The 22,868-nt window shown below is 70.1% G+C and carries 23 protein-coding genes and 2 pseudogenes; 13 read left to right on the plus strand and 12 right to left on the minus strand.

Annotated features, from left to right (window positions below; genetic code table 11):
* Positions 1 to 13: 13 nt before the first annotated feature.
* The gene (locus OHB00_RS43070) at positions 14 to 754 is read right to left on the minus strand and encodes a FadR/GntR family transcriptional regulator (RefSeq protein ID WP_406443336.1); all 741 of its coding nucleotides are present in this window, start codon (positions 752 to 754) and stop codon (positions 14 to 16) included.
* Positions 755 to 877: 123 nt separating this feature from the next.
* On the opposite strand from OHB00_RS43070, the gene OHB00_RS43075 reads away from it, so the two are divergent.
* The 9 genes from OHB00_RS43075 (at position 878) to OHB00_RS43115 (ending at position 10,874) form a co-directional block, all read left to right on the plus strand.
* On the plus strand, positions 878 to 1,909 hold the full coding sequence (locus OHB00_RS43075; protein ID WP_406443338.1) for an ABC transporter ATP-binding protein: 1,032 nt from the start codon (positions 878 to 880) through the stop codon (positions 1,907 to 1,909).
* Positions 1,910 to 1,959: 50 nt separating this feature from the next.
* Complete coding sequence (locus tag OHB00_RS43080; protein WP_406443339.1) at positions 1,960 to 3,150, plus strand: ABC transporter substrate-binding protein; 1,191 nt, start codon at positions 1,960 to 1,962, stop codon at positions 3,148 to 3,150.
* Between the two features lie 3 nt (positions 3,151 to 3,153).
* Positions 3,154 to 4,017, plus strand: coding sequence for an ABC transporter permease (locus OHB00_RS43085; RefSeq protein WP_406443340.1), 864 nt, complete (start codon positions 3,154 to 3,156; stop codon positions 4,015 to 4,017).
* A gap of 18 nt (positions 4,018 to 4,035) precedes the next feature.
* Positions 4,036 to 4,851: an ABC transporter permease gene (locus OHB00_RS43090; RefSeq protein ID WP_406443341.1), complete on the plus strand. Its 816-nt coding sequence runs from the start codon at positions 4,036 to 4,038 to the stop codon at positions 4,849 to 4,851.
* 57 nt (positions 4,852 to 4,908) lie between these two features.
* Positions 4,909 to 5,904: a LacI family DNA-binding transcriptional regulator gene (locus OHB00_RS43095; RefSeq protein ID WP_406443343.1), complete on the plus strand. Its 996-nt coding sequence runs from the start codon at positions 4,909 to 4,911 to the stop codon at positions 5,902 to 5,904.
* A 141-nt stretch (positions 5,905 to 6,045) separates the two neighbouring features.
* Positions 6,046 to 7,398, plus strand: coding sequence for an ABC transporter substrate-binding protein (locus OHB00_RS43100; RefSeq protein WP_406443344.1), 1,353 nt, complete (start codon positions 6,046 to 6,048; stop codon positions 7,396 to 7,398).
* Positions 7,399 to 7,403: 5 nt separating this feature from the next.
* Positions 7,404 to 8,360, plus strand: coding sequence for a carbohydrate ABC transporter permease (locus tag OHB00_RS43105; protein ID WP_406443345.1), 957 nt, complete (start codon positions 7,404 to 7,406; stop codon positions 8,358 to 8,360).
* A complete protein-coding gene (locus tag OHB00_RS43110) occupies positions 8,357 to 9,238 on the plus strand; it encodes a carbohydrate ABC transporter permease (RefSeq protein ID WP_406443347.1) in 882 nt (293 codons plus the stop codon). Before OHB00_RS43105 ends, OHB00_RS43110 begins: the two co-directional genes overlap by 4 nt.
* Before the next feature lie 31 nt (positions 9,239 to 9,269).
* Positions 9,270 to 10,874: a glycoside hydrolase family 13 protein gene (locus OHB00_RS43115; RefSeq protein ID WP_406443349.1), complete on the plus strand. Its 1,605-nt coding sequence runs from the start codon at positions 9,270 to 9,272 to the stop codon at positions 10,872 to 10,874.
* An 11-nt stretch (positions 10,875 to 10,885) separates the two neighbouring features.
* On the opposite strand, the gene OHB00_RS43120 is transcribed toward OHB00_RS43115, so the two are convergent.
* Genes OHB00_RS43120 through OHB00_RS43135 form a run of 4 tightly spaced genes read right to left on the minus strand, consistent with a single transcriptional unit; the run spans position 10,886 to position 14,234 of the window.
* Positions 10,886 to 11,689, minus strand: a complete 804-nt coding sequence (locus OHB00_RS43120) for an ABC transporter ATP-binding protein (RefSeq protein ID WP_406443351.1) — start codon at positions 11,687 to 11,689, stop codon at positions 10,886 to 10,888.
* A 24-nt stretch (positions 11,690 to 11,713) separates the two neighbouring features.
* Entirely contained in the window at positions 11,714 to 12,490 is a 777-nt protein-coding gene (locus tag OHB00_RS43125; protein WP_406443353.1) for an ABC transporter permease, read from the minus strand.
* Positions 12,487 to 13,260, minus strand: coding sequence for an ABC transporter permease (locus OHB00_RS43130; RefSeq protein WP_406446235.1), 774 nt, complete (start codon positions 13,258 to 13,260; stop codon positions 12,487 to 12,489). The genes OHB00_RS43125 and OHB00_RS43130 overlap by 4 nt, the downstream gene beginning before the upstream one ends.
* An 8-nt stretch (positions 13,261 to 13,268) precedes the next feature.
* A complete protein-coding gene (locus OHB00_RS43135) occupies positions 13,269 to 14,234 on the minus strand; it encodes an ABC transporter substrate-binding protein (RefSeq protein WP_406443354.1) in 966 nt (321 codons plus the stop codon).
* A gap of 201 nt (positions 14,235 to 14,435) precedes the next feature.
* Here OHB00_RS43135 and OHB00_RS43140 point away from each other — a divergent pair, with 201 nt between their 5' ends.
* Positions 14,436 to 15,158, plus strand: coding sequence for a helix-turn-helix domain-containing protein (locus tag OHB00_RS43140; protein WP_406446237.1), 723 nt, complete (start codon positions 14,436 to 14,438; stop codon positions 15,156 to 15,158).
* Here OHB00_RS43140 and OHB00_RS43145 read toward each other — a convergent pair.
* The 5 genes and pseudogenes from OHB00_RS43145 to OHB00_RS43165 all read right to left on the minus strand — a co-directional run bounded on the left by OHB00_RS43145 (position 15,109) and on the right by OHB00_RS43165 (position 18,493).
* Positions 15,109 to 16,047 carry a PDR/VanB family oxidoreductase gene (locus OHB00_RS43145; protein ID WP_406443356.1) on the minus strand — a complete coding sequence of 313 codons (939 nt, stop codon included), beginning with the start codon at positions 16,045 to 16,047 and terminating at the stop codon, positions 15,109 to 15,111. The genes OHB00_RS43140 and OHB00_RS43145 overlap by 50 nt on opposite strands.
* The gene (locus OHB00_RS43150) at positions 16,044 to 16,232 is read right to left on the minus strand and encodes a hypothetical protein (RefSeq protein ID WP_406443358.1); all 189 of its coding nucleotides are present in this window, start codon (positions 16,230 to 16,232) and stop codon (positions 16,044 to 16,046) included. The genes OHB00_RS43145 and OHB00_RS43150 overlap by 4 nt, the downstream gene beginning before the upstream one ends.
* Positions 16,229 to 17,293 carry a Rieske 2Fe-2S domain-containing protein gene (locus tag OHB00_RS43155; protein WP_406443359.1) on the minus strand — a complete coding sequence of 355 codons (1,065 nt, stop codon included), beginning with the start codon at positions 17,291 to 17,293 and terminating at the stop codon, positions 16,229 to 16,231. Before OHB00_RS43155 ends, OHB00_RS43150 begins: the two co-directional genes overlap by 4 nt.
* Positions 17,294 to 17,422: 129 nt before the next feature.
* On the minus strand, positions 17,423 to 17,575 hold the full coding sequence (locus tag OHB00_RS43160; protein WP_406443361.1) for a hypothetical protein: 153 nt from the start codon (positions 17,573 to 17,575) through the stop codon (positions 17,423 to 17,425).
* A gap of 221 nt (positions 17,576 to 17,796) precedes the next feature.
* Positions 17,797 to 18,493, minus strand: a pseudogene (locus OHB00_RS43165) (type 1 glutamine amidotransferase domain-containing protein).
* Positions 18,494 to 18,915: 422 nt separating this feature from the next.
* Here OHB00_RS43165 and OHB00_RS43170 point away from each other — a divergent pair.
* Positions 18,916 to 20,094 carry an MFS transporter gene (locus tag OHB00_RS43170; protein ID WP_406443362.1) on the plus strand — a complete coding sequence of 393 codons (1,179 nt, stop codon included), beginning with the start codon at positions 18,916 to 18,918 and terminating at the stop codon, positions 20,092 to 20,094.
* A gap of 69 nt (positions 20,095 to 20,163) precedes the next feature.
* Here the strand turns inward: OHB00_RS43170 and OHB00_RS43175 are convergent.
* Together OHB00_RS43175 and OHB00_RS43180 are read right to left on the minus strand one after the other, a co-directional pair.
* A pseudogene (locus OHB00_RS43175) lies at positions 20,164 to 20,616 on the minus strand (transcriptional regulator); the annotation flags it as partial.
* A 115-nt stretch (positions 20,617 to 20,731) separates the two neighbouring features.
* Positions 20,732 to 21,610, minus strand: coding sequence for a helix-turn-helix transcriptional regulator (locus tag OHB00_RS43180; protein WP_406443364.1), 879 nt, complete (start codon positions 21,608 to 21,610; stop codon positions 20,732 to 20,734).
* Between the two features lie 436 nt (positions 21,611 to 22,046).
* Between OHB00_RS43180 and OHB00_RS43185 the strand changes: the two genes are divergently transcribed.
* Both OHB00_RS43185 and OHB00_RS43190 read left to right on the plus strand, forming a co-directional pair.
* Positions 22,047 to 22,379: a carboxymuconolactone decarboxylase family protein gene (locus OHB00_RS43185; RefSeq protein WP_406443366.1), complete on the plus strand. Its 333-nt coding sequence runs from the start codon at positions 22,047 to 22,049 to the stop codon at positions 22,377 to 22,379.
* A gap of 51 nt (positions 22,380 to 22,430) precedes the next feature.
* Positions 22,431 to 22,856: a cupin domain-containing protein gene (locus OHB00_RS43190; RefSeq protein ID WP_406443368.1), complete on the plus strand. Its 426-nt coding sequence runs from the start codon at positions 22,431 to 22,433 to the stop codon at positions 22,854 to 22,856.
* The last annotated feature ends 12 nt before the right edge of the window (positions 22,857 to 22,868 follow it).

Below are 22,868 nucleotides of genomic sequence, written 5' to 3' on the forward strand. Positions count from 1 at the left end.
GGGCGCGGCGCGGCTACAGGGCCAGCCGCAGGGCGATGAGCCGTGCTGTCGCGTCCCGTACGCACCGCTCGGCCAGCTCCCTGGCCGATGCGTGCGCCCCATCCTGCACCGCGGAGATCACGGACCGGTGACGGTCCGCCACCTCTTCACGATATTCGTCGTCGCCGAGCACAAGGCAGAGCAGCGCCCCGATCTCCGTCTGGAGCGCGACCTGTTCCCGGGTGAGCCGGGCCGACTGGGCGGCGGCGGCCAGCTCCACGTGGAAGCGGCCGTACACCCGGCCGCGCGCCGCCGCGTCCGGCGCCCCGCGCAGCTCCTCGGTGGTCCGGCGGAGCTGGTCGAGGTCGTGGTCCTCGGTGCGCTCGGCGGCGAGGTGGGCCGCGGTGCCGGACAGGGCCGCCCAGTGGTCGCCGAGGTCGCGCAGCTCCTCGGGGCTCCAGCCGCGCAGCCGCTCCGTGAGCCGCTCACGGTCGGGCACCTCGGGGGAGGACACGAAGCTGCCGCCGCCCCGGCCCCGTCGGGTGACGACGAGACCCTGCTGGCGCAGCGCCATCAGGGCCTCCCGCAGGGTCACGGTGGACACCCCGAGCTGTCCGGCCAGCTCCGTCTCGCCGGGCAGCTGCTCCCCGTCGGCGAGCAGGCCGAGCTCGATGGCGTCGCCGATGCGGCGTACGACGGCGGCGACCCGGGCCCCGCTGTCCACCGGGGCGAAGACGGCTTTTCGGGCGCCGCCCACCGTCTGGTGCTGTCTCACGGCCCACCACCCTATGCGTTGACCCAACCTTTACCTCGGAAGGGTCTTGAGCTGTGAACTATGACTTCATATCTTTCCGGTCACCAGATGCAACGCAGAACAGCGGCAGAAAGGTTCCCGCCCATGGAGGCCAGTGCGATCCGGTTGCGGGATCTGCGGAAGTCGTTCGGCGACACGAGCGCCGTGGCCGGGGTCGACCTGGAGATCCGGGACGGCGAGTTCTTCTCGATGCTCGGCCCCTCCGGCTCCGGCAAGACCACCGTGCTCCGCCTGATCGCCGGCTTCGAGACGCCCACCGCGGGCACGATCGAACTCGCCGGGCAGGACGTCACCCGCCGCGCCCCCTTCGAACGGGACGTGCACACCGTCTTCCAGGACTACGCCCTGTTCCCGCACATGAGCGTCGAGCAGAACGTCGCCTACTCCCTCAAGGTCCGGGGGGTCCCCAAGGCCGAACGCCTGGTCCGGGCCCGCAAGGCCCTCGCCGAGGTCCGCCTCGACGGCTACGGCGGCCGCCGCCCCGCCCAGCTCTCCGGCGGCCAGCGCCAGCGCGTCGCCCTCGCCCGCGCCCTCGTCGGACGCCCCCGCGTGCTGCTCCTCGACGAACCGCTCGGCGCCCTCGACCTGAAGCTCCGCGAGCAGATGCAGAGGGAACTCAAGGCCCTGCAACGCGAGGTGGGCATCACCTTCGTCTTCGTCACCCACGACCAGGAGGAGGCCCTGACGATGAGCGACCGCGTCGCCGTCTTCCACCAGGGGCGCGTCGAACAGGTCGGCACCCCCGCCGAGATCTACGAACGCCCCGCCACCGCGTTCGTCGCCTCCTTCGTCGGCACCTCCAACCTGCTCTCCGGCGAGGCCGCCCTGCGGGTGCTCGGCGAGAGCGGCACCCACAGCGTCCGGCCCGAGAAGATCCGGGTCCTCAGGGAGACCGCCGACCCGGACGAGGAAGGGCATGCCACCGCCGCCGGCACCGTCGCCGAGGTGGTCTACCTCGGCGACGCCACCCGCTTCCTGGTCGACCTGGATGGCGGCGGCCGGCTCACCGCGTTCCAGCAGAACCTCGACACCTCCGCCGAGGACGTCGCCGCCCTGCGCGGCACCCGCGTCCGGCTGCGCTGGCAGCGCCGGCACACCGTCCACGTCCCCGACTGATCCGCCGTCCTCACGTCCGGACCCGCCGTCACTCACGTCTGGAGTACGCCGTGCGCCTCACCCGTCCCCTCACCGCGGCCGCCGTCGCCGCGCTGCTGCTGGCCGCCACCGCCTGCGGCTCCTCCGGCTCCGGCTCCTCGGCCGGCCTCAACCCGCCCGACCTCGAACCCCTGGCCAAGCTGGGCAGGTCCGAGGGCGAGGTGAACCTGATCGCCTGGGCCGGCTATGTCGAGGACGGTTCCGACGACCCCAAGGTGGACTGGGTCACCGACTTCGAGAAGCAGACCGGCTGCCAGGTCAACTCCAAGGTCGCCGCCAGCTCCGACGAGATGGTCAAGCTGATGAAGACCGGCGAGTACGACGCCGTCTCGGCCTCCGGCGACGCCTCCCTGCGGCTGATCGCCTCCGGCGACGCGGCCCCGGTCAACACCAAGCTCGTACCGAACTACAAGGACGTCTTCAGCGGCCTGAAGAACGGCGCCTGGAACTCGGTCAAGGGCCAGATGTACGGCATCCCGCACGGCCGCGGCGCCAACCTGCTGATGTACAACACCCAGAAGGTCAGCCCCGCCCCCACCTCCTGGTCCGCCGTCTTCGACGACGCCGGGACGTACAAGGGCCATGTCACCGCCTACGACTCGCCGATCTACATCGCCGACGCGGCCCTGTACCTCAAGGCGACCAGGCCCGAGTTGAAGATCAAGGACCCCTACGCGCTCGACCAGAAGCAGTTCGAGGCGGCCGTCGCCCTGCTGAAACGGCAGAACGCGGACATCGGCGAGTACTGGAGCGACTACCTCAAGGAGATCTCCGCCTTCAAGAGCGGCGACTCCGTCATCGGCACCAGCTGGCAGGTGATCGCCAACCTCACCGCCGACGAGGGCGCCAAGGTGAAGGCCTTCGTCCCGAAGGAGGGGTCCACCGGCTGGTCGGACACCTGGATGGTCTCCGCCAAGGCCAAGCATCCCAACTGCGCCTACAAGTGGCTGAACTGGATCGTCTCCCCGAAGGTCAACGCCGAGGTCGCCGAGTACTTCGGCGAGGCCCCGGCCAACGCCAAGGCCTGCGACCTGACCAGCGACAAGAACTTCTGCGCGACCTACCACGCGGCCGACGAGAGCTACTGGAAGAACATCGCCTTCTGGAACACACCCATCGAGCAGTGCCTGGACGGCCGCACGGACGTCACGTGCGTGCCGTACGCCAAGTGGGTGCAGGCCTGGACCGAGATCAAGGGCTGACCCATGGCCCTGCTCACCCGGACCGCGGGGGCGCTGCACCGGCGCCCCCGGCTCCGCCTCGCGCTGCTGCTGACCGCCCCGCTGCTGTGGCTGGCCGTGCTCTATCTCGGCTCGCTGGCCGTGCTGTTCGTCTCCGCGTTCTGGACGACGGACTCCTTCACCTCCGAGGTGGTGAAGGCGTGGTCGACCGACAACTTCCACGAGCTGTTCACCACGCCGGTGTTCCGGCAGGTGATCCTGCGCAGCGTCGGCGTCGCCCTCGCGGTGACCGCCCTGTGCGCGGTGATCGCCTTTCCGGTCGCGTTCTACACCGCCCGGGTCGCCAGGCCCAGCAGGCGCCCGCTCCTCGTGGTCGCCATCCTCACGCCGCTGTGGGCGAGTTACCTGGTCAAGGTGTACGCCTGGCGGCTGATCCTGTCCGAGGGCGGCCTCGCCGACTGGCTGCTGAAGCCGCTCGGGCTGAGCGGGCCGGGCTTCGGGCTGCCGGCCACTGTGCTGACCCTGACGTACCTGTGGCTGCCCTACATGATCCTGCCGATCCACACCGCGCTGGAGCAGCTGCCCGACAACCTCCTCGACGCGTCGGCGGACCTGGGCGCCCGCGCCGGGCGGACCTTGTGGTCCGTGGTGCTGCCGATGGTGCTGCCGTCGGTCGCCGCCGGATCGGTGTTCACGTTCTCGCTCAGCCTCGGCGACTACATCACCGTGCAGATCGTCGGCGGCAAGACCCAGCTCATCGGCAACCTCGTCTACGCCAACATCGAACTCAACCTGCCCATGGCCGCCGCCCTCGCCACCGTCCCGGTCGTCGTCATCGTGCTGTACCTGCTGGCGATGCGGCGGACGGGGGCGTTGAGCAGCCTCTGACGACGGGTGATATGTCCCATGCAACTCTCCCGGTCCGCCCGTGTCGCCGTCCGCGTCGCCGCCGCCCTCGGTTTCGCCGTCATCTACGTCCCCCTCCTCCTCGTCCTCGTCAACTCCCTCAACCCCGACCGCAGCGCGAGCTGGCCGCCGCCCGGCCTGACCACCCACTGGTGGTCGGCCGCCTGGCGCAGCTCCGGTGCCCGGGAGGCGCTGTGGACCTCCGTGAAGGCGGGGCTCGGGGCCACCGCGATCGCCTTGGTGCTGGGCACGCTGGTCGCCTTCGCGGTCGCCCGCCACCGCTTCTTTGGCCGGGACGCGCTCTCCTTCGTGGTCGTGCTGCCGATCGCGCTGCCCGGCATCGTCACCGGCATCGCCCTCAACTCGGCGTTCAGCACGGTCCTCGAACCGCTCGGCGTCGGGCTCGGCCTGTTCACCGTGGTCGTCGGACACGCCACCTTCTGTGTCGTGATCGTCTTCAACAACGTCGTGGCCCGGCTGCGCCGCACCTCCGGCAGCTACGAGGAGGCCGCGGCCGACCTGGGCGCCGACACCTTCCGCGCCTTCGCGGACGTCACCTTCCCGCTGGTGCGGTCGGCACTGCTCGCGGGCGGGCTGCTCGCCTTCGCGCTCTCCTTCGACGAGATCGTGGTGACGACGTTCACCGCGGGACCGGGGGTGCAGACCCTGCCCCTGTGGATCTTCGACAACATGACCCGTCCGCAGCAGGCGCCGGTGGTGAACGTGGTGGCGGCCGTGCTCGTCCTGCTGTCGGTCGTCCCGATCTACCTCGCGCAGAGGCTGTCGGCGGACACGGCGACCACCAGCCGCGTCTGATCCGGCCGCCGAGCGGTTACGCAAAATACTTGCGTAACTTGCGGTACGCTTGCGGTCATGACGCGACGACTTGCGGAAGTGGCCAAGAAGGTCGGGGTCAGTGAGGCCACGGTCAGCCGGGTGCTCAACGGCAAGCCGGGAGTCTCCGAGGCGACCCGGCAGGCGGTGCTCTCGGCCCTCGACGTGCTCGGTTACGAGCGTCCCACCCAGCTGCGCGGTGAGCGCGCCCGGCTCGTCGGTCTGGTCCTGCCCGAGCTGCAGAACCCGATCTTCCCGGCCTTCGCCGAGGTCATCGGCGGCGCCCTGGCCCAGCTCGGCCTCACGCCGGTGCTGTGCACCCAGACCAAGGGCGGGGTCTCGGAAGCGGACTACGTGGAGTTGCTGCTGCAGCAGCAGGTCTCCGGTGTGGTGTTCGCCGGCGGTCTCTATGCCCAGGCCGAGGCACCGCACGACCACTACCGGCTGCTCGCGGACCGCAACATCCCGGTGGTGCTGGTCAACGCGGCCATCGAACACCTCGGCTTCCCGGGTGTGTCCTGCGACGACGCGGTGGCGGTGGAGCAGGCCTGGCGGCACCTCGCCTCCCTCGGGCACGAGCGCATCGGGCTGGTCCTCGGTCCCGGCGACCACGTTCCCTCGGCCCGGAAGCTGGCCGCCGCGCGCGCGACCGGCGACGTGCCCGACGAGTTCGTGGCCCGCGCGATCTTCTCCATCGAGGGCGGTCACGCGGCCGCGTCCCGGCTCCTCGACCGGGGTGTCACCGGCATCATCTGTGCCAGCGACCCCCTCGCCCTGGGCGCCGTGCGTGCGGCCCGCCGCAAGGGGTACGAGGTTCCCGGCCGGGTCTCGGTCGTCGGCTACGACGACTCGGCGTTCATGAACTGCACCGAACCCCCGCTCACCACCGTCCGCCAGCCCATCGAGGCCATGGGCCGGGCCGCCGTGGAGCTGCTGAACGCGCAGATCGGCGGCACGGCCGTACCGGCGGAGGAGCTGCTGTTCGAGCCCGAGCTGGTCGTCAGGGGGTCCACCGCGCAAGCGCCGAAAGCCTGAGCCTCAACAGAGTCCATTGGCTGTCGAATAATTACAGAGTCTGCGTGACATCTTGCGCTGCCGTGTCGCCGGTGCTTGAGTGTGCGGCGCCCACCTGTCCTGGTGCGGCGCCCAACCGCTCCTGTTCTGGGGGGTCCACCGATGTCCAGCACCGGGTTCCACCGTGCTCTCGTCGCGTTCGGCGTCTGTTCCTCGCTCGCGCTCTCCGCCTCGGCCTGCGGGTCGGGTGACGACGACGCGGGCAGCGGCAGGACGCGCATCACCGTCAACTGCGAGCCGCCCAAGAGCGCCAAGGTCGACCGGTCGTTCTTCGAACAGGACATCGCCGACTTCGAGAAGAAGAACCCGGACATCGACGTCGTCGCACACGACGCGTTCCCCTGCCAGGACCCGAAGACCTTCGACGCCAAGCTCGCCGGCGGCCAGATGGAGGACGTCTTCTACACGTACTTCACCGACGCCGAGCACGTCGTGGACATCAACCAGGCGGCCGATCTCACGCCGTACCTCAAGGAGCTGAAGAGCTACGACACCATCCAGAAGCAGCTGCGGGACATCTACACCGTCGACGGCAAGGTCTACGGCATCCCGCGCACCGGCTACTCGATGGGCCTGATCTACAACCGCAAGCTCTTCCAGCAGGCCGGTCTCGACCCCGACCAGCCGCCCACCACCTGGGACGAGGTCCGCACCGACGCCAAGAAGATCGCCGCGCTCGGCAACGGCACCGTCGGGTACGCCGACTACAGCGCGCAGAACCAGGGCGGCTGGCACTTCACCGCCGAGATGTACTCCCAGGGCGGTGACGTCGTCTCCGCCGACGGCAGGTCGGCGACCGTCGACACCCCCGAGGGCCACGCGGTCCTGCAGAACCTGCACGACATGCGCTGGACCGACGACTCGATGGGCAGCAAGCAGCTGCTGATCATCAACGACGTCCAGCAGATGATGGGTTCGGGCAAGCTCGGCATGTACCTCTCCGCCCCGGACAACATCCCGATCCTGGTCAAGGAGAAGGGCGGCAACTACAAGGACCTCGCCCTCGGCCCGATGCCCGGCGGCCAGGGCACGCTCATCGGCGGCGACGGCTACATGTTCAACAAGAAGGACACCCCCGCCCAGATCCGCGCCGGACTGAAGTGGCTCGACTCCATGTTCCTCACGCCGGGCGACGGCTTCCTCGGCGACTACGCCCGCGCCAAGAAGAACAACGCCCCGGTCGGCCTGCCCGAGCCGCGCCTGTTCACCGGCGCCGCCGACGCCAGGGACCAGCAGGTCAAGAAGGCCAACGCCAACGTGCCGGTGGAGAACTACCAGGCGTTCCTGGACGGCAACCAGTCCCTGCAGATGAAGATCGAGCCGCCGGACGCCCAGCAGATCTACTCCGTCCTCGACGGCACCGTCTCCGCCGTCCTCACCAAGAAGGACGCCGACATCGACCAGCTCCTCAAGGACGCCGACGACAAGATCGACGGCATCCTGGCCCGGGGCTGACCGCGATGACCAAGACGGCCGCACGACGGCCCGCCCCGGCGGCGGTCGCCGTCCGACAGGTCCCGGCGCCGCCCCCGGCAGGGGACCGGAGGCGGCGCCGGCTCATCGACCAGGCCCGTGCCTACGGCTTCCTGCTCGGCGGACTGATCTGCTTCGCCCTGTTCTCCTGGTACCCGGCGATCCGCGCCGTCGTGATCTCCTTCCAGAAGTACACGCCCGGCTCGTCCCCCGAATGGGTCGGCGCCGCCAACTTCACCCGCGTCCTGCACGACCCCGAGTTCTCGGCGGCCTGGCGCAACACCCTCACCTTCACCCTGCTTGCCCTCCTGATCGGCTTCGCCATCCCGTTCGTCCTCGCCCTGGTCCTGAACGAACTGCGGCACGCCAAGGCGTTCTTCCGGGTCGTGGTCTACCTCCCGGTGATGATCCCGCCGGTGGTCAGCGCCCTGCTGTGGAAGTGGTTCTACGACCCCGGAGCGGGCCTCGCCAACGAGACCCTGCGCCTGCTGCACCTGCCCACCTCCAACTGGTCCAACGGCACCGACACCGCCCTCATTTCGCTGGTGATCGTGGCGACCTGGGCCAACATGGGCGGCACCGTCCTGATCTACCTGGCCGCGCTCCAGTCCATCCCCGGCGAGCTGTACGAGGCCGCCGAGCTCGACGGCGCGAACCTCCTTCAGCGCGTCCGGCACGTGACGGTCCCGCAGACCAGGTTCGTCATCCTCATGCTGATGCTCCTTCAGATCATCGCCACCATGCAGGTGTTCACCGAACCGTTCGTCATCACCGGGGGCGGCCCGGAGAACGCCACGGTCACCGTGCTCTACCTGATCTACAAGTACGCCTTCCTCTACAACGACTTCGGCGGCGCCTGCGCGCTCAGCGTGATGCTCCTGGTGCTGCTCGGCATCTTCTCGGCCGGGTACCTGCGGCTGACCCGCTCCGGGGAGGACGGATGAGCAGCGCCACCCGCACCCTGATCTCCCCGGCGACCCTGGCCCGCCCGCGCGGGCGGGCGGTCTACTGGACCGTCTTCACCGGTGTCGTGGTCCTCTTCGCACTCGCCTTCCTCTTCCCCGTCTACTGGATGGTGACCGGGGCGATGAAGTCACCGGACGAGGTCGCCCGGACCCCGCCCACCGTCATCCCCGAGCACTGGCACCTGACCGGCTACACCGACGCCTGGGACCTGATGCAGCTCCCTGAGCACCTGTGGAACACGGTGGTGCAGGCCGCCGGCGCCTGGGCCTTCCAGCTGGTGTTCTGCACGGCAGCCGCCTACGCCCTGTCGAGGCTCCGACCCGCCTTCGGCAAGGTGATCCTCGGCGGCATCCTGGCCACCCTGATGGTCCCGGCCCAGGCCCTGGTCGTACCCAAGTACCTGACCGCCGCCGACCTGCCGTTCATCCACACCAGCCTGCTCAACGACCCGCTCGGCATCTGGCTGCCGGCCGTCGCCAACGCCTTCAACCTCTATCTCCTCAAGCGGTTCTTCGACCAGCTGCCCCGCGACGTGCTGGAGGCCGCCGAGATCGACGGCGCCGGAAAGCTGCGGATCCTGTGGTCGGTCGTGCTGCCCATGTCCCGGCCGGTCCTCGGGGTCGTCTCGATCTTCGCCCTGGTCGCGGTCTGGCAGGACTTCCTGTGGCCGCTGATGGTCTTCTCCGACACCGACAAGCAGCCCATCAGCGTGGCCCTGGTCCAGCTGTCGCAGAACATCCAGCTCACCGTCCTCATCGCCGCGATGGTGATCGCGAGCATCCCGATGGTCGCGCTGTTCCTCGTCTTCCAGCGGCACATCATCGCCGGGATCAGCGCGGGCGGCACCAAGGGCTGACGGCCCTTCCTCCGACAGAAAGGTTCGCCCAGTGGGACAGCCCAGCCATGCCCCGAAGGACCACGACTGGTGGCGTTCGGCCGTCATCTACCAGGTGTACGTCCGCAGCTTCGCCGACAACGACGGCGACGGCACCGGCGACCTCGCGGGCGTCCGCGCCAGACTTCCGTACCTCGCCGAACTCGGCGTGGACGCACTGTGGTTCAGCCCCTGGTACCCGTCACCGATGAAGGACGGCGGTTACGACGTCGCCGACTACCGGGCCATCGACCCGGCCTTCGGCACCCTCGCCGAGGCCGAGAAACTCATCGCGGAAGCAGGAGAGCTGGGCATCCGGACGATCGTCGACATCGTCCCCAACCACGTGTCCGACCAACACCCCTGGTTCCAGGCCGCGTTGGCCGCCGGACCGGGCAGCCCGGAACGAGACCTCTTCCACTTCCGTCCGGGCCGCGGGCCTGGCGGCGACCTGCCGCCCAACGACTGGCCGTCGCAGTTCGTCGGCTCCACCGAACCGGTGTGGACCCGGCTGCCCGACGGCGAGTGGTACCTGCACCTCTTCACCCCGGAACAGCCCGACCTCAACTGGGCCCACCCGGCCGTCCACCAGGAACACGAGGACATCCTGCGCTTCTGGTTCGAGCGGGGCGTCGCCGGCGTCCGCATCGACTCGGCCGCCCTGCTCGCCAAGGACCCGGACCTGCCCGACCTGGCCTCCCACCCGCACCCGCACCCGTTCGTCGACCGCGACGAACTCCACGACATCTACCGCTCCTGGCGGGCCGTGGCCGACACCCACGGCGGTGTCTTCGTCGGCGAGGTCTGGCTCCCCGACGCCGAACGCTTCGCCCGCTACCTGCGCCCCGACGAACTCCACACCGCCTTCAACTTCTCCTTCCTGTCCTGCCCCTGGGACGCGGCCCGGCTGCGCACCTCGATCGACACCACCCTCGCCGAACACGCCCCGGTCGGCGCCCCCGCCACCTGGGTGCTCTGCAACCACGACGTGACCCGCACGGCCACCCGGTACGGCCGCGAGGACACCGGCTTCGACTTCGCGGCCAAGGCCTTCGGCGTCCCGACGGACCTCGCCCTCGGAACCCGGCGGGCCCGCGCGGCCGCCCTGCTGTCGCTGGCCCTGCCCGGCGCGGTGTACATCTACCAGGGCGAGGAGCTGGGGCTGCCGGAGGCCGAGATCCCGGTGGACCGCATCCAGGATCCGATGTACTTCCGGTCCGGCGGCGCCGACCCCGGCCGGGACGGCTGCCGGGTGCCGCTGCCCTGGTCGGCCGGGGCGCCGTACGCGGGCTTCGGCTCGCGCGAGGAACCGTGGCTGCCGCAGCCGGCCGGCTGGGAGTCGTACGCGGTCGACCGCCAGCAGGACGACGCCGACTCGATGCTCGCCCTCTACCGGCGCGCCATCGCCTTGCGCCCGCGCCTCGGCGACTCACCGCTGACCTGGCTGCCCGCCCCCGAGGGCGTCCTCGCCTTCACCCGCGCGGACGTGACCTGCGTGGTCAACCTCGCCGCAGCTCCCGCCGAACTCCCCGCCCACTCCCACCTCCTGATTCGCAGCGGCCCCCTGGACGACGCCGGCCGGCTGCCGCAGGACACGGCGGCCTGGCTGACCGACTGAGCCGGCGTGTCTCAGGACGCGCTCTTGTTGGGGGAACCGGCAACGGTCCCCCCGCGCTTGGCCGCCTGGATCTGCTCGTACACATGGGTCCGCAGCTCGGCGAAGCGCGGGGCGACCCGCGTGTGCAGCTGGTCGCGCTCGTCCGGCAGATCCACCTTCAGCTGCTCCTGGACGACGGTCGGGGACGCGGACAGGACGATGACCCGCTGTCCCAGGTAGACCGCCTCGTCGATGTCGTGCGTGACGAACAGGACGGTGATCCCGCGCTCCCGCCACAGACCCCGGACCAGGTCCTCCAGATCGGCCCGGGTCTGGGCGTCGACGGCCGCGAACGGCTCGTCCATCAGCAGGACGTGCGGCTCGTAGGCGAGGGCGCGTGCGATCGCCACCCGTTGCTGCATGCCGCCGGAGAGCTGCCACGGGTAGGCGCCGGCCGCGTCCGCGAGACCGACCGAGCCGAGTGCGTCGGCGACGAGCTCCTTGCGCCGCTCACGCGGCAGGCGCTTCTGCTTCAGCGGGAGTTCCACGTTCCCGGCGACCCGCATCCAGGGGAACAGACTGCGGCCGTACTCCTGGAACACGAACGCCATCCCCGGCGGTGGGCCGGTCACCTTCCGCCCCTCCAGGAGGACTTCACCGCCGGTCGGGGCGAGCAGCCCGCCCATGCACTTCAGCAGGGTGGTCTTGCCGCAGCCCGACGGGCCGACCAGACAGACGAGTTCGCCCGCCTCCACGGTGAAGGTGAGGTCCCGTACCGCCTCGATGCGGCGGCCGGATCCGTCGTAGACCTTCTTCAGGCCGCGTACGTCGAGCATGGACCGCCCCTTCGCGAGGTTCATTCAGGACCGCCGGGTTGTCGCGCGCAGCCCGTGGTACCAGCCGAGCACCCGCCGCTCGACCACCTGGAAGACCACCGACAGCGCGAAGCCGAGCAGGCCCAGCAGCAGGATCCCCGTCCACATGCCGGGTATCGCGAACTCGCGCTGGAACTGCACGATGGTGAAACCGAGCCCGTTGCTGGCCGCGAACATCTCGCTGATGACCATCAGGATGATCCCGATCGACAGCGCCTGCCGCAGGCCCGCGAAGATCTGCGGACTCGCCGAACGCAGTACCAGCGTACGGAGCCGGGCCGCACCCGTGATGCCGTAGGAGCGGGCCGTCTCCGCCATCACCGGGTCGACCGCCCGGACGCCCTCGACCGTGTTGAGCAGGACCGGCCAGACGCAGCCGCTGGCGATCACCACGATCTTCATGGTGTCGCCGATGCCCGCGAACAGCATGATGACCGGGACCAGGACGGGCGGCGGCACCGCCCGCAGGAACTCAAGGACCGGTTCGCACACCGCCCGCACCCGCCGGTAGGAGCCGATGACCGTGCCCAGGGCCACGCCCGCCACGGCCGCCGACGCGTATCCGGCGAGCAGCCGCAGCACACTGCGCAGCAGATCGTCGCGGAGCCGCTGACCGGTCCAGACGTCCGGGAAGGTCTTCAGGATCGTGCGCAGCGGCGGCCAGTAGACGTTCGTGCTGCCGTCGGAGGCCAGCCACCACAGCGCGACCAGGACGGCGGGCAGGGCGACGACGTAACCGGCTCTCAGCAGGACGGACTTCACACCGTCACCTCCCCGCGTACCGACTGGTGCCAGGCCAGCGCCCGCCGCTCCACCGACCGGGCGCCCACGTTGATGACCAGCCCCAGCAGTCCGGTCACCACGATCAGGGCGTACATGTCCGGCACCGCCTGCGAGGTCTGGGCGACCGCGATCTGCTGCCCCAACCCCGGTGCTCCGATGACCAGTTCGGCGGTGATGGTGAGGATCAGCGCGACCGCGGCGGCCAGCCGGACGCCGGTCATCACGTACGGCAGCGCGGTCGGCCACAGCACATGGCGGACCCGGGCCCAGGTGCCGAGACCGTACGACCGTGCCGTCTCCTCGGCGACCGGGTCGACGTCCTGGACGCCGTACATCACCTGGATCAGCACCTGCCAGAACGAGGCGTAGACGACGAGGAGGAGGACGGAGCGGAGTTCGGTGCCGTAGAGGAGGATCGCGAGCGGGATCAGGGCGACCGAGGGGATCGGGCGGAGGAACTCGATCGTGGAGGCGGTGGCCTCGCGCAGGTGCGGGACGATCGAGATGACCACCCCGGCCACGATGCCGGCTCCGACCGCGACGGCCAGGCCCACCGCCCAGCCGGTGAGGGTGTCGCCGAGCGCCGACCAGAAGGCGCCGTCCGCGAGTTCGGCGCCGAGGGCGCGGGCTATCCGGCTGGTCGGCGGGAAGTAGTCCGCCTTGACCAGGCCGAGCCGCGGCACCGCCTCGCCGAGGACGAGGAAGGCCGCGAGCCCGGCCGCACCCAGGACGGTGTTCAGCCCCTTCACGGGTTTCGTCACGGCAGCAGCTTGTCCAGGTCGGGTGCCGTCTTGAAGAGGCCGTCCTGCTCGCTGAGCTTCTCCAGCGTCTCGATCGAGGAACGGTTCGCCTCGGCGGGCCACTTGGGCAGGGTCACCTTGGCCAGGACGTCCGCCGGGGTCTTGGTGTAGGTGGTGACGATCTGGCGGACCTGGTCCGGGTGCGCGTCCGCGTAGGACAGCGACTCCGCGACGGCCTGCTGGAACTTCGACACGACGCCGGGGTTCTTCCGCGCGTACGACGTCGAGGTGAAGTACATGGCGACGGTGAGCTTCTGCGCCACGTCGACCAGGGGCGAGGCGATCTCGGTGGCGCCCTGGAGCTTCATGGTCGCAAGGGCCGGCTCGACCGCCATCGCCGCGTCGATCTGGCCCTTGTCGAGCGCGGCCGGCATCTGGTCGAAGGCCAGCTCGACGAAGTTCACCTTGTCCGGATCCCCACCGGCCTTGCGGACCGACTCGCGCACGGCGGTCTCGTTGATGTTCTTCAGGGTGTTGACGGCGACCTTCTTGCCCTCCAGCTGCTTCGCCGACGTGATGCTGCTGCCCTTCTTCACGACGAGCCCGCCGAAGTCCTCGCCGGCCACGCCTGTCGACGCCACGCCGTTGGCGATCGCCTTGACCGGTACGCCGTTGGACTGCGCGATCATCAGCGAGGTCACATTGGAGAACCCGAACTGGAACTGACCGCTCGTCACGCCCGGCACGATGGCCGCGCCGCCCTGCGCGAGCGTCATCGACAGCTTGAGGCCGCGCTTGCTGAAGAAGCCCTCCTTCTGCCCGAGGTAGAGGGGGGCCACGTCCACGATGGGGATGATCCCCACCTTGACGGTGGTGGTGCCGCCCGACGAGGACGAGGTGGACGACGAGCCCCCGGAGGAGCCGCAGGCCGCCGTGGCGAGCAGAAGGGTGCCGGTCGCGAGACCGGCGAGCAGACGACGCATGGCTCCTCCTGTGCAGACAACGGTGTTCCGACAGGGTGTGCGCACCGCGCACAGTGGTGCTCGATCGGGGGGTGCTGAGCGGGACGGTAGAACCGGCCGGAGGACCCGGTCAATGGGGTTGGCTGACAAAATTGTTGACAGTTACCGAACCGCGCTCTCACCGTGTTCCGGACGGCGGCCATGTCGGACCGGGAGGCGATGATGCCCGTGAACGCCCGCGCACCGCACTTCGTGAGGTCCTTCGAGCGCGGCCTGGCCGTCATCCGCGCCTTCGACGCCGACCATCCGGCGCGTACGCTCAGCGAGGTGGCCCGCGCCTGCGACCTGACCCGCGCCGCCGCCCGCCGCCTGCTGCTCACCCTCGCCGACCTGGGATACGTGCGCTCGGACGGCCGTCTGTTCCGTCTCACCCCGCGCGTCCTGGAACTCGGCTACGCCTATCTCTCCGGGCTCGACCTGCCCCGCCTCGCCGTCCCGCACCTTGGGCAACTCGCGGCCCTGGCAGGGGAGTCGGCGGCGCTGTGCGTCCTGGACGGGGACGTGGTCGTGTGCGTGGCCCAGGTTCCGGCCCGGCGCATCATGGCGGCGGCCGTCGCGGTGGGGGCGCGCTTCCCGGCGCGCGGTACGGCCGTGGGCCGCGCGATGCTGGGGCGCCCGCCGGAAACCGAACGCGCCGAGGCGTACGTGCTGGTCGACGGCGACCCCGAGGAGGGTGTGACGACACTGGCCGCCCCGGTCCGGGACCGGAGCGGCCAAGCGGTGGCCGGGGTGACCTTGGCGATGCACTCCGGCCGGACGTCCGCCGTGGCGGCCCGCCGCGATCTGCTGCCCCACCTGCTGGCGGCGGTGGCGCGGATCGAGGCGGACCTGCGGATCACAGATCGAGCACCAGACGCGCCCCTCGGCAGCGCGACACACAGATGAGCATGGTCTCCCCGGCCGCCCGCTCCTCCTCGGAGAGCACCGAGTCACGGTGGTCCGGCTCGCCTTCGAGGACGTCCGTCTCACACGTCCCGCAGGTGCCCTCGGTGCAGGAGTAGAGCACCTCGACGCCCGCGGCCCGGACGGTGTCGAGCACGGAGACGCCGGGCGCGACGGCGAGGGTACGACCGCTCTGCGCGAGCACGACCTCGAACTCCCGCTCCTCGGCCTGCTGTTGAACCTTCGGCTGGAACCGCTCGACCCGCAGCACGCCGGCCGGGCAGCGTTCCTCCACCGCATCCAGCAACGCCCCGGGACCGCAGCAGTACACGAGCGTGCCGTCCGGGACGTCGTCGAGCACGGCCGCCAGGTCCAGCAGCCCGGTCTCGTCCTGCGGGGCGATGCCGACCCGGTCGTCCCCGTACCGCGCCAACTCGCCCGTGAACGCCATGGACCGGCGGGTCCGGCCGCCGTACAGCAGCGTCCACTCGGCGCCCGCGGCCTCGGCGGCGGCCAGCATCGGCAGGATCGGGGTGATGCCGATACCGCCCGCGACGAACCGGTAGCGGGGTGCGGATTCGAGCCGGAAGTGGTTGCGCGGCCCGCGCACCCGCACCTTGTCACCCACGCCCAACTGCTCGTGGACGTACGCGGACCCGCCGCGCCCGTCCGGCTCCCTGAGCACCGCGATCCGCCAGCCTGAGCGGTCCCCGGGATCCCCGCAGAGCGAGAACTGCCGCTCCAGTCCGGGCCCGAGCACGACGTCGACGTGTGCACCGGGCTCCCAGCCGGGCAGTTCCTCGCCCAGCGGATGCCGCAGGGTCAGGGCGACGACTTCCTCGGCCGCCGACACGCGTTCCGTGACGACGAGTTCGGCTTCGTACAGGCTCATGGCGTGCGCTCCGGGGGCTGATGGCCTTCGGGGTGGCCGAGCATCCACTCCCACATCTCGACCGGGTCCTGGGCGGTGTGCTCGGCGCCGCAGTGACAGGTGCCGTGCAGCACGTCGGTGCCCGGCAGCCAGTCGATGCGGTAGACCTCGCCGGTCGCGCCGGTCTCGCGGGCCGGTGCGGTCACAGGACCTTCTCCACGGGCTTGTCGCCCTCCTCGACCAGCCGGGCGAGGATACGGCGGGCGGCGAGGCCGCCGGTGTCGATGTTGATGCTCAGTTCCTGGTAACCGGTCCGCTCCGAACCCAGTGTCCGCTGGAGGAGGTTGAGGGCGTCCACGTCCTGCATCACCACCGTGTGGTTGTTGCCGCGCAGGAACTCGGTGACCTCGGCGTCGTCGGTCGCCCAGTCCCGGGAGACCATCCAGAAGTCGTACACCTTGCCGTCCGCGGACGGGGTGATCGCGTAGGTGATCTCGGTGTGGAAGCCGTTCGGGTCGCTGCCGTCCGCCTCCGGCACCACGCCGACCGGGGCGATCCGGCTGTGCAGCAGGTAGAGGCACGGCGCGTGGTACTCGATGTCCTGCCAGCGGGTGATCCGGCCCTCGATGCCGGTCGAACGGGCGTAGAACGGCGGACACTCGGCGTCGTCCATGTGCCGGCTGACCCGCACGATCCCGGCGCCCTCGTCGACCTCGGTGGTGATGGGCGTCTCGGCGACCTCGGGGGTGCCTATGTACCCGCCGTGCAGGTAGGTCTCGTGGGAGAGGTCGAGGAGGTTGTCGACGAGGAGGCCGTAGTCGGCGTCGATGGGCTCCATGCCGCGCACGGTCAGCCAGCCGGGGGAGTCGAGGTGGCGGGCGCGCGGGATGGTGTCCGGGTCGGCGAGCGCCGGGTCGCCGACCCACACCCACACCAGCGAGTCCTGCTCGACCACCGGGTAGGAGGCGACCCGGGCGGTACGCGGGATGCGTTTCTGCCCCGGCACGTACACGCACGCGCCGGTCCGGTCGTAGGTGAACCCGTGGTACCCGCACACGATTCGGTCGCCGTCGAGACCGCTCTCCGACAGCGGGTAACGGCGGTGCACACAGCGGTCGCTGAGGGCGACCGGCGCACCGTCCTCCTCCGCCCGGTAGAACACGAGCGGTTCCCCGAGAATCGTCCGCCCGAGCAGCTCACGCCCGACCTCTTGGCTGTAGGCGGCGACGTACCACTGGTTCCTGGCGAAAGCGGTGATGTGCGGCATGGCAGTTTCCGTCCCTGTCGGCGGGGCTCCGTCGCCCCGCGTGCCGTGGTTGGAATCAGAGTCGTGAGACTTGCGTCGGCTCGGCAAGACGGCTTCTGCCAGGCGGAAGAGCTTCTGTAAAGAGGCTGGTCACGCGGTGTTGCTGTGCACCACCATCCGCACCGTCTGGTCCGAGAAGCTCGGCCCGCCCGCCGTCATTCCGGCCGCCCAGCCACCGACCCACGGTTGCCGGGAATCGGCGCTCGCCGTCCGGGCGGTGGCGAGTGCTGGGGACAGCAGCATGGAAACGGCGATCACTCGGGTGCGTCGCCGAACAGCATTGTCGTTGCTCCACAGTTTCAGACGACCGGTCAAACCCGTTGATCGGTGCACGGAGAACTCAGTGAGGTGAAGGGGCGTTCAAGGCCATGAGCCGACGGCTGCCCGCTGCCCGCCCGGCTCCGGAGACAGGCACGAGGCCGTGTGGCCGGAGCCGGAGCAATGGCGCAGTCGAGGCCGCGGCTTCAGGCGAGAGCCTTGACCACTTCCTGGGCGAGCGGGACGGCCGAGTTGGGGTTCTGGCCGGTGTAGAGGTTGCGGTCGACCTCGACGTGCGGGCCCCAGGGCTCGCCGACGCGGTAGTCCACGCCCAGCTCGACGAGACGGGTCTCCAGCAGCCACTCGGCCTTCTCCGCCAGGCCGTTCGCGATCGCCTCGGCGTTGGTGAGGCTGGTGAGGCGATAGCCCGCGAACGGCGACTTGCCATCGGCGTCGACGGTGGTCAGCAGGGCCGCGGGGCCGTGGCAGACCAGGGCCAGCGCCTTGCCCGAGGCCAGCCGCTCGGCCATCAGGCGTCCGGCCTCGGTGTCGACGGAGAGGTCCTCCATCGGGCCCCAGCCGCCCGGGACGAAGACGGCGGCGTAGTCGTCCAGCCGTACGTCTTCGAGCCGCATCGGGTTCGCCAGCTCGGTCGCGTCACGTACCGCGTCCTGCATCTTCCGGGCGCCCTCAGGGCCACCGTTGAAGTCGGCGGTCAGGCTCAGGGCGTCGACCGTCGGCGGGACCCCCGCCCGGGGTCGCCGCCTCGATCTCGTAGCCGGCGGCCTTGAACACCTCGTACGGGCCGATCGCCTCCTCGGCCCAGTAGCCGGTCGGCTGCTTGGTGCCGTCGGCCAGCGTCCAGTGGTCGGCCGCCGTCACGACGAACAGGATCTTCGCCATCGGTGTGGCCGTACCCGGAGTGGAATGCAACGGCCACGGTGGGGCAGGGAGTGGTGGACATCGGTGCTGCTCCTCGAAAAGGCGTTTCGGGTCCTGCCTTTGCAGCATTGCACCGGAATGCACCAGCCGGCCGCCCTGTGGGTAGGAGAGATATCTCCCTGGATAGACGCGCCCCAGAATGGGACGCTCCCATTCACGAGGCTCGCGCGAAGCGCGAACGCCGGCGATGTGGTCCGGTTGAACAACAGTTGAAGTTGAACAAGAGTTGAACAGGTCCATTGACAAAGAATGCCGCGTCGTCCGTGGGCGAATTTCATACCCCGAATACAATGGAGAAACCGACTATGGCACCGGACAGGCCGACGCCTTCGGCCCCCAGCGAGCTGCCCGTCGCGACAGCACAACCGAGGACGCGGCGGGTGATGACCCGCGGGCTGACGTTCCTGTTCGCGGTGGCCGGCGGTGTGGCGGTCGGCAATCTGTACTGGGCGCAGCCCCTGCTCGACCTCATCGCGGACGATCTGCACGCGTCCACGGAGACCGCGGGTCTGCTGGTGACCATGACGCAGATCGGCTACGCGGTCGGGGTCCTGCTCATCGTGCCGCTCGGCGACCTGCTGAACCGGCGCCGGCTCGTCCCGGTGATGATGCTCTGCTCCGCGGCGGCTCTCCTGGGGTGTGCGCTGGCGCCGTCGTTCGGTGTACTGCTCGGGGCGATCACCCTGCTGGGGCTGACGACCGTCTCCGGGCAGATCCTCGCCCCGCTCGCCGGTGATCTCGCCGACGACGACAACCGCGGCGCCGTGGTGGGAACCGTCGTGTCAGGCATTCTCACGGGCATCCTCGCGTCCCGGACGATCAGCGGGCTCATCGCCGACATCGCCGGGTGGCGCGCGATCTTCGCGGTCGCGGCGGTCACCGCGGTCGTGTTCGCGGCCCTGCTGTACCGGGCGATCCCCTCCCTCGCTCCGAAGACCAGCATGTCGTATCCCGCGCTCATCGCCTCCGTCGGTTCGGTGATCCGGCGGGAACGGACGGCGCGGTGGACGCTGGTCCTCGGGGCGACCGGATTCGCGGTGTTCACGATGTTCTGGACGGCCCTGACGTTCCTGCTCAGCGCCGAGCCGTTCAACTACTCGGTGACCGTGATCGGGCTCTTCGGACTCGCCGGTCTGGCCGGAGCCGTCGCGGCCCGGCGTGCGGGCGGTCTCCACGACAGGGGCTGGTCGCTGCCCGCGACCGGAGTGGCGTGGACGCTGGCGCTGGTCGCCTTCGTCGTGGCGGCCTTCGCCGGTCACTCGGTCGTGCTCGTCCTCGTCGCGACCGTCGTGCTCGACATCGGCGTACAGGGGCTGAACATCCTCAACCAGCTGCGGATGTTCGCCATAGCAGCCGATGCCCGCTCCCGGCTGAACACCGCCTTCGTGACGGGCAACTTCATCGGCGGTGCCATCGGCTCCGCCGCGGCGACGGTGCTCTGGTCCGCCGGCGGGTGGACCGCCGTGACCGTCGCGGGGATGGCCCTGTGCGGCTTCGCGCTCGTCGTGTGGGCGCTCGGGCGCCGGGGACCGCTCGTCCCGCCCGTGCCCACCCCCCGCTGAGCCACGGCTCCGCACGAAGACCGGGGAGCGTGGAGTGGGCCGCCCGGCTCCGCGTGCGGCGCTCGTTCGTCAGCTCGTGGTGCCGGGGGTGGACTGCGGGCTGCGGGCCGCCCACGAGGCGAGGACGCGCAGTCCCTCGTGGGTGGGGGTGCCGGGTGCCGCGGTCCTGATGACGAGCTGCTGGTCGGGGTCGGTACTGGCGGTGAGGGTGTCCCATTCGAGGACGAGCGGGCCGCGACAGGGTGGTTGAGCGTCTTGGTGCCTACGGTGCGGCTGCACGGCGTGCGGGCGCGGTCGGCCGCCGGCCTTTCCAGCCGGCTCGAACATGTGCTCGCTCTGGTCCTCGTCCAGGTGCAGGACAGGGGCGAGGGTGGTCAGCACGGGCTCGGATGCCTGGATGCGGCCCTTCTCCAGGCGGGACTAGCAGTCGGTGGTGATCGCGGTCAGCAGGGCCACTTCCTCCCGGCGCAGACCCGGCACCCGACGTGGTGCCCCGGCGGAGTCGGGCAGCCCCTCGGTGCGGGGGCTGTCGCCACCATCGCGCCGTGGCGGCGGCCGGCACGGGGTCCGTGGCCGACGGTGTTGTCCCCTCCCCGGTGGTGACGTCGGCCACCGGGTGAACAACCGGCCCGGCCCGTCAGTTGGCCGTGTCGGACGCGGACTGGTCGTGGTGAGGCGCGGCTGCCCACGAGGAGAGGAAACGCAGGCCGTCGTAGGACGGCGTGCCGGGTTGCGCGGTCCAGATGACCAGTTGCTGATCGGCGTCGGTGCTGCGGATGAGCATGTCCCATTCAAGGGTGAGTTCGCCGGCGACAGGGTGGTGGAACACCTTGGTGCCCCCGGTGCTGGCCGTCACATGGTGGGCACCCCACCATCGTCGGAAGTCGTCGTCCTGCACCGACAGCTCACCGACGAGGGTGGTCAGCCGCGGGTCGTCGGGAAACTTGGCGGCCTGCATGCGCAGATGGGCCACGCACGAGCGGGCGTTGCCCTCCCAGTCTGCGTACAGCGACTTCTTGGAGGGCTCGGTGAAGAGCAGCCGGACATAGTTGCGCTGCTTTTCCGGGACCTGTGCCAGATCGGTGTCGAGCAGGGCGGCGGCCAGCGGATTCCACGCCAGGATGTCCATGCACCGGCCGAGGACAATTCCGGGAGTCGCGGTGAGATCGTCGAGCAGCAGACGCAATTGCGGGTGCACCTTCTGACCCGCCCGGCGGCGCGGCCGGGCGGGTTCCCTGCCCGCCAGCCCGCACAGGTAGTCCCGCTGCTCGTCGTTCAGGTGCAGGACTCGGACCAGGGCGGCCAGCACGGACTCGGACGGCTGGATGCGGCCCTGCTCCAGACGGGTGTAGTAGTCGGTGCTGATAGAGGCGAGCACGGCCACCTCCTCTCGGCGGAGTCCGGCCACGCGGCGCCGTCCGTCGGAGTCGGGCAGGCCGACCGTACGGGGGCTCAGCTCGGCACGCCGGGCCTTGAGGAATTCGCCCAGCTCGTTGAGATGCGCGTTGCTGGTCATGCTGCCCAGTCTGGCACCGTTCGCTCGCCGGCAGGGTAGGAGAGATCTCTCCCTGGATACCGCCCTCCCCGGATGGAATTCTCCCCTCTGAGGGCTCGCGAGACGCTGGCAGGGTTGGTACTACGAGCGGAGGCATGACGGCCATCAGAAAACATCTCCCATGAAACCGCCGTCGGCGCAATTGTTCTCGGCATTTTGATATTCGGTGCCGAATGCCATGCCTATGGCTGTCTTGACAGCGCACCCGAAGGAGAAAGGAAGACCCGGGGACGGAATTCTCCAGCGAGGCCATCGCGCGCTTCGCCGTCAGGAGAGGCCTGAGCACCGCCTACCGGATCTTCGAGGACACGCTCGGCATCACCCGGGCCGCCCATGGCGAGTCGGCCTGACCCCACCACGTCGACGTCGCACCAGCAACAGCCAAGGAGTTTCCCCCATGCCCGAAGAGAAGGCCGTCGCCCCGAAGGCCCTCGGCGAGTTCGCGCCCAAGCTCGTGGAACTGACCGACAAGGTCCTGTTCGGCGACGTCTGGGAGCGCCCGGGCCTGTCCCCGCGCGACCGCAGCCTGATCACCGTCACCACCCTGGCCGCCCTCTACCGCACCGAGCAGCTCGGCTTCCACCTGCGCAAGGCGCTGGAGAACGGACTGACCCAGGAAGAGCTGGTCGAGGCCATCACCCACCTGGCCTTCTACGCCGGGTGGCCCAACGCCATGACCGCGATCACCCAGCTCAAGGACATCGCGGAGGAGTCCGCCAAGGTCGGCTGACACCGATCCCCCCACCAGCCCGACAGCAGCGCACACGAAGAAGGAAGCACCATGGAACTCCTCAAGCAGCCGCCGACCGGCAAGGGCCCCGCCGAATGGTTCGCCGGTGACGTCTGGTTCGACGTCGTCTACCGCGGGGAGGAGCCCTCGCGGGCCCGCGCGAACATGGTCAAGTTCGCGCCCGGCGCTCGTACCGCCTGGCACTCGCACGGCCTGGGCCAGACCCTCTACATCGTCGAGGGCATCGCCCTGATCCAGTCCCGCGGCGGCGAACTGCTGGAAGCCCACCCCGGCGACGTCGTCCACACGCCCCCGGGCGAGGAGCACTGGCACGGCGCCGCCCCCGACCAGTTCATGATCCACCTCGCCCTGTGGGAGAACCCGGGCCCGGACGCCGGCCCGGAGAACACCTGGCTGGAGCACGTCACCGACAACGACTACAACGGCCCGCGCGTCAGTACCCGCACCCACCCCTGACGTCGGCCGGGA

This window comes from Streptomyces sp. NBC_00631, assembly GCF_045206895.1.
In the GTDB taxonomy this organism is placed as follows: domain Bacteria; phylum Actinomycetota; class Actinomycetes; order Streptomycetales; family Streptomycetaceae; genus Streptomyces.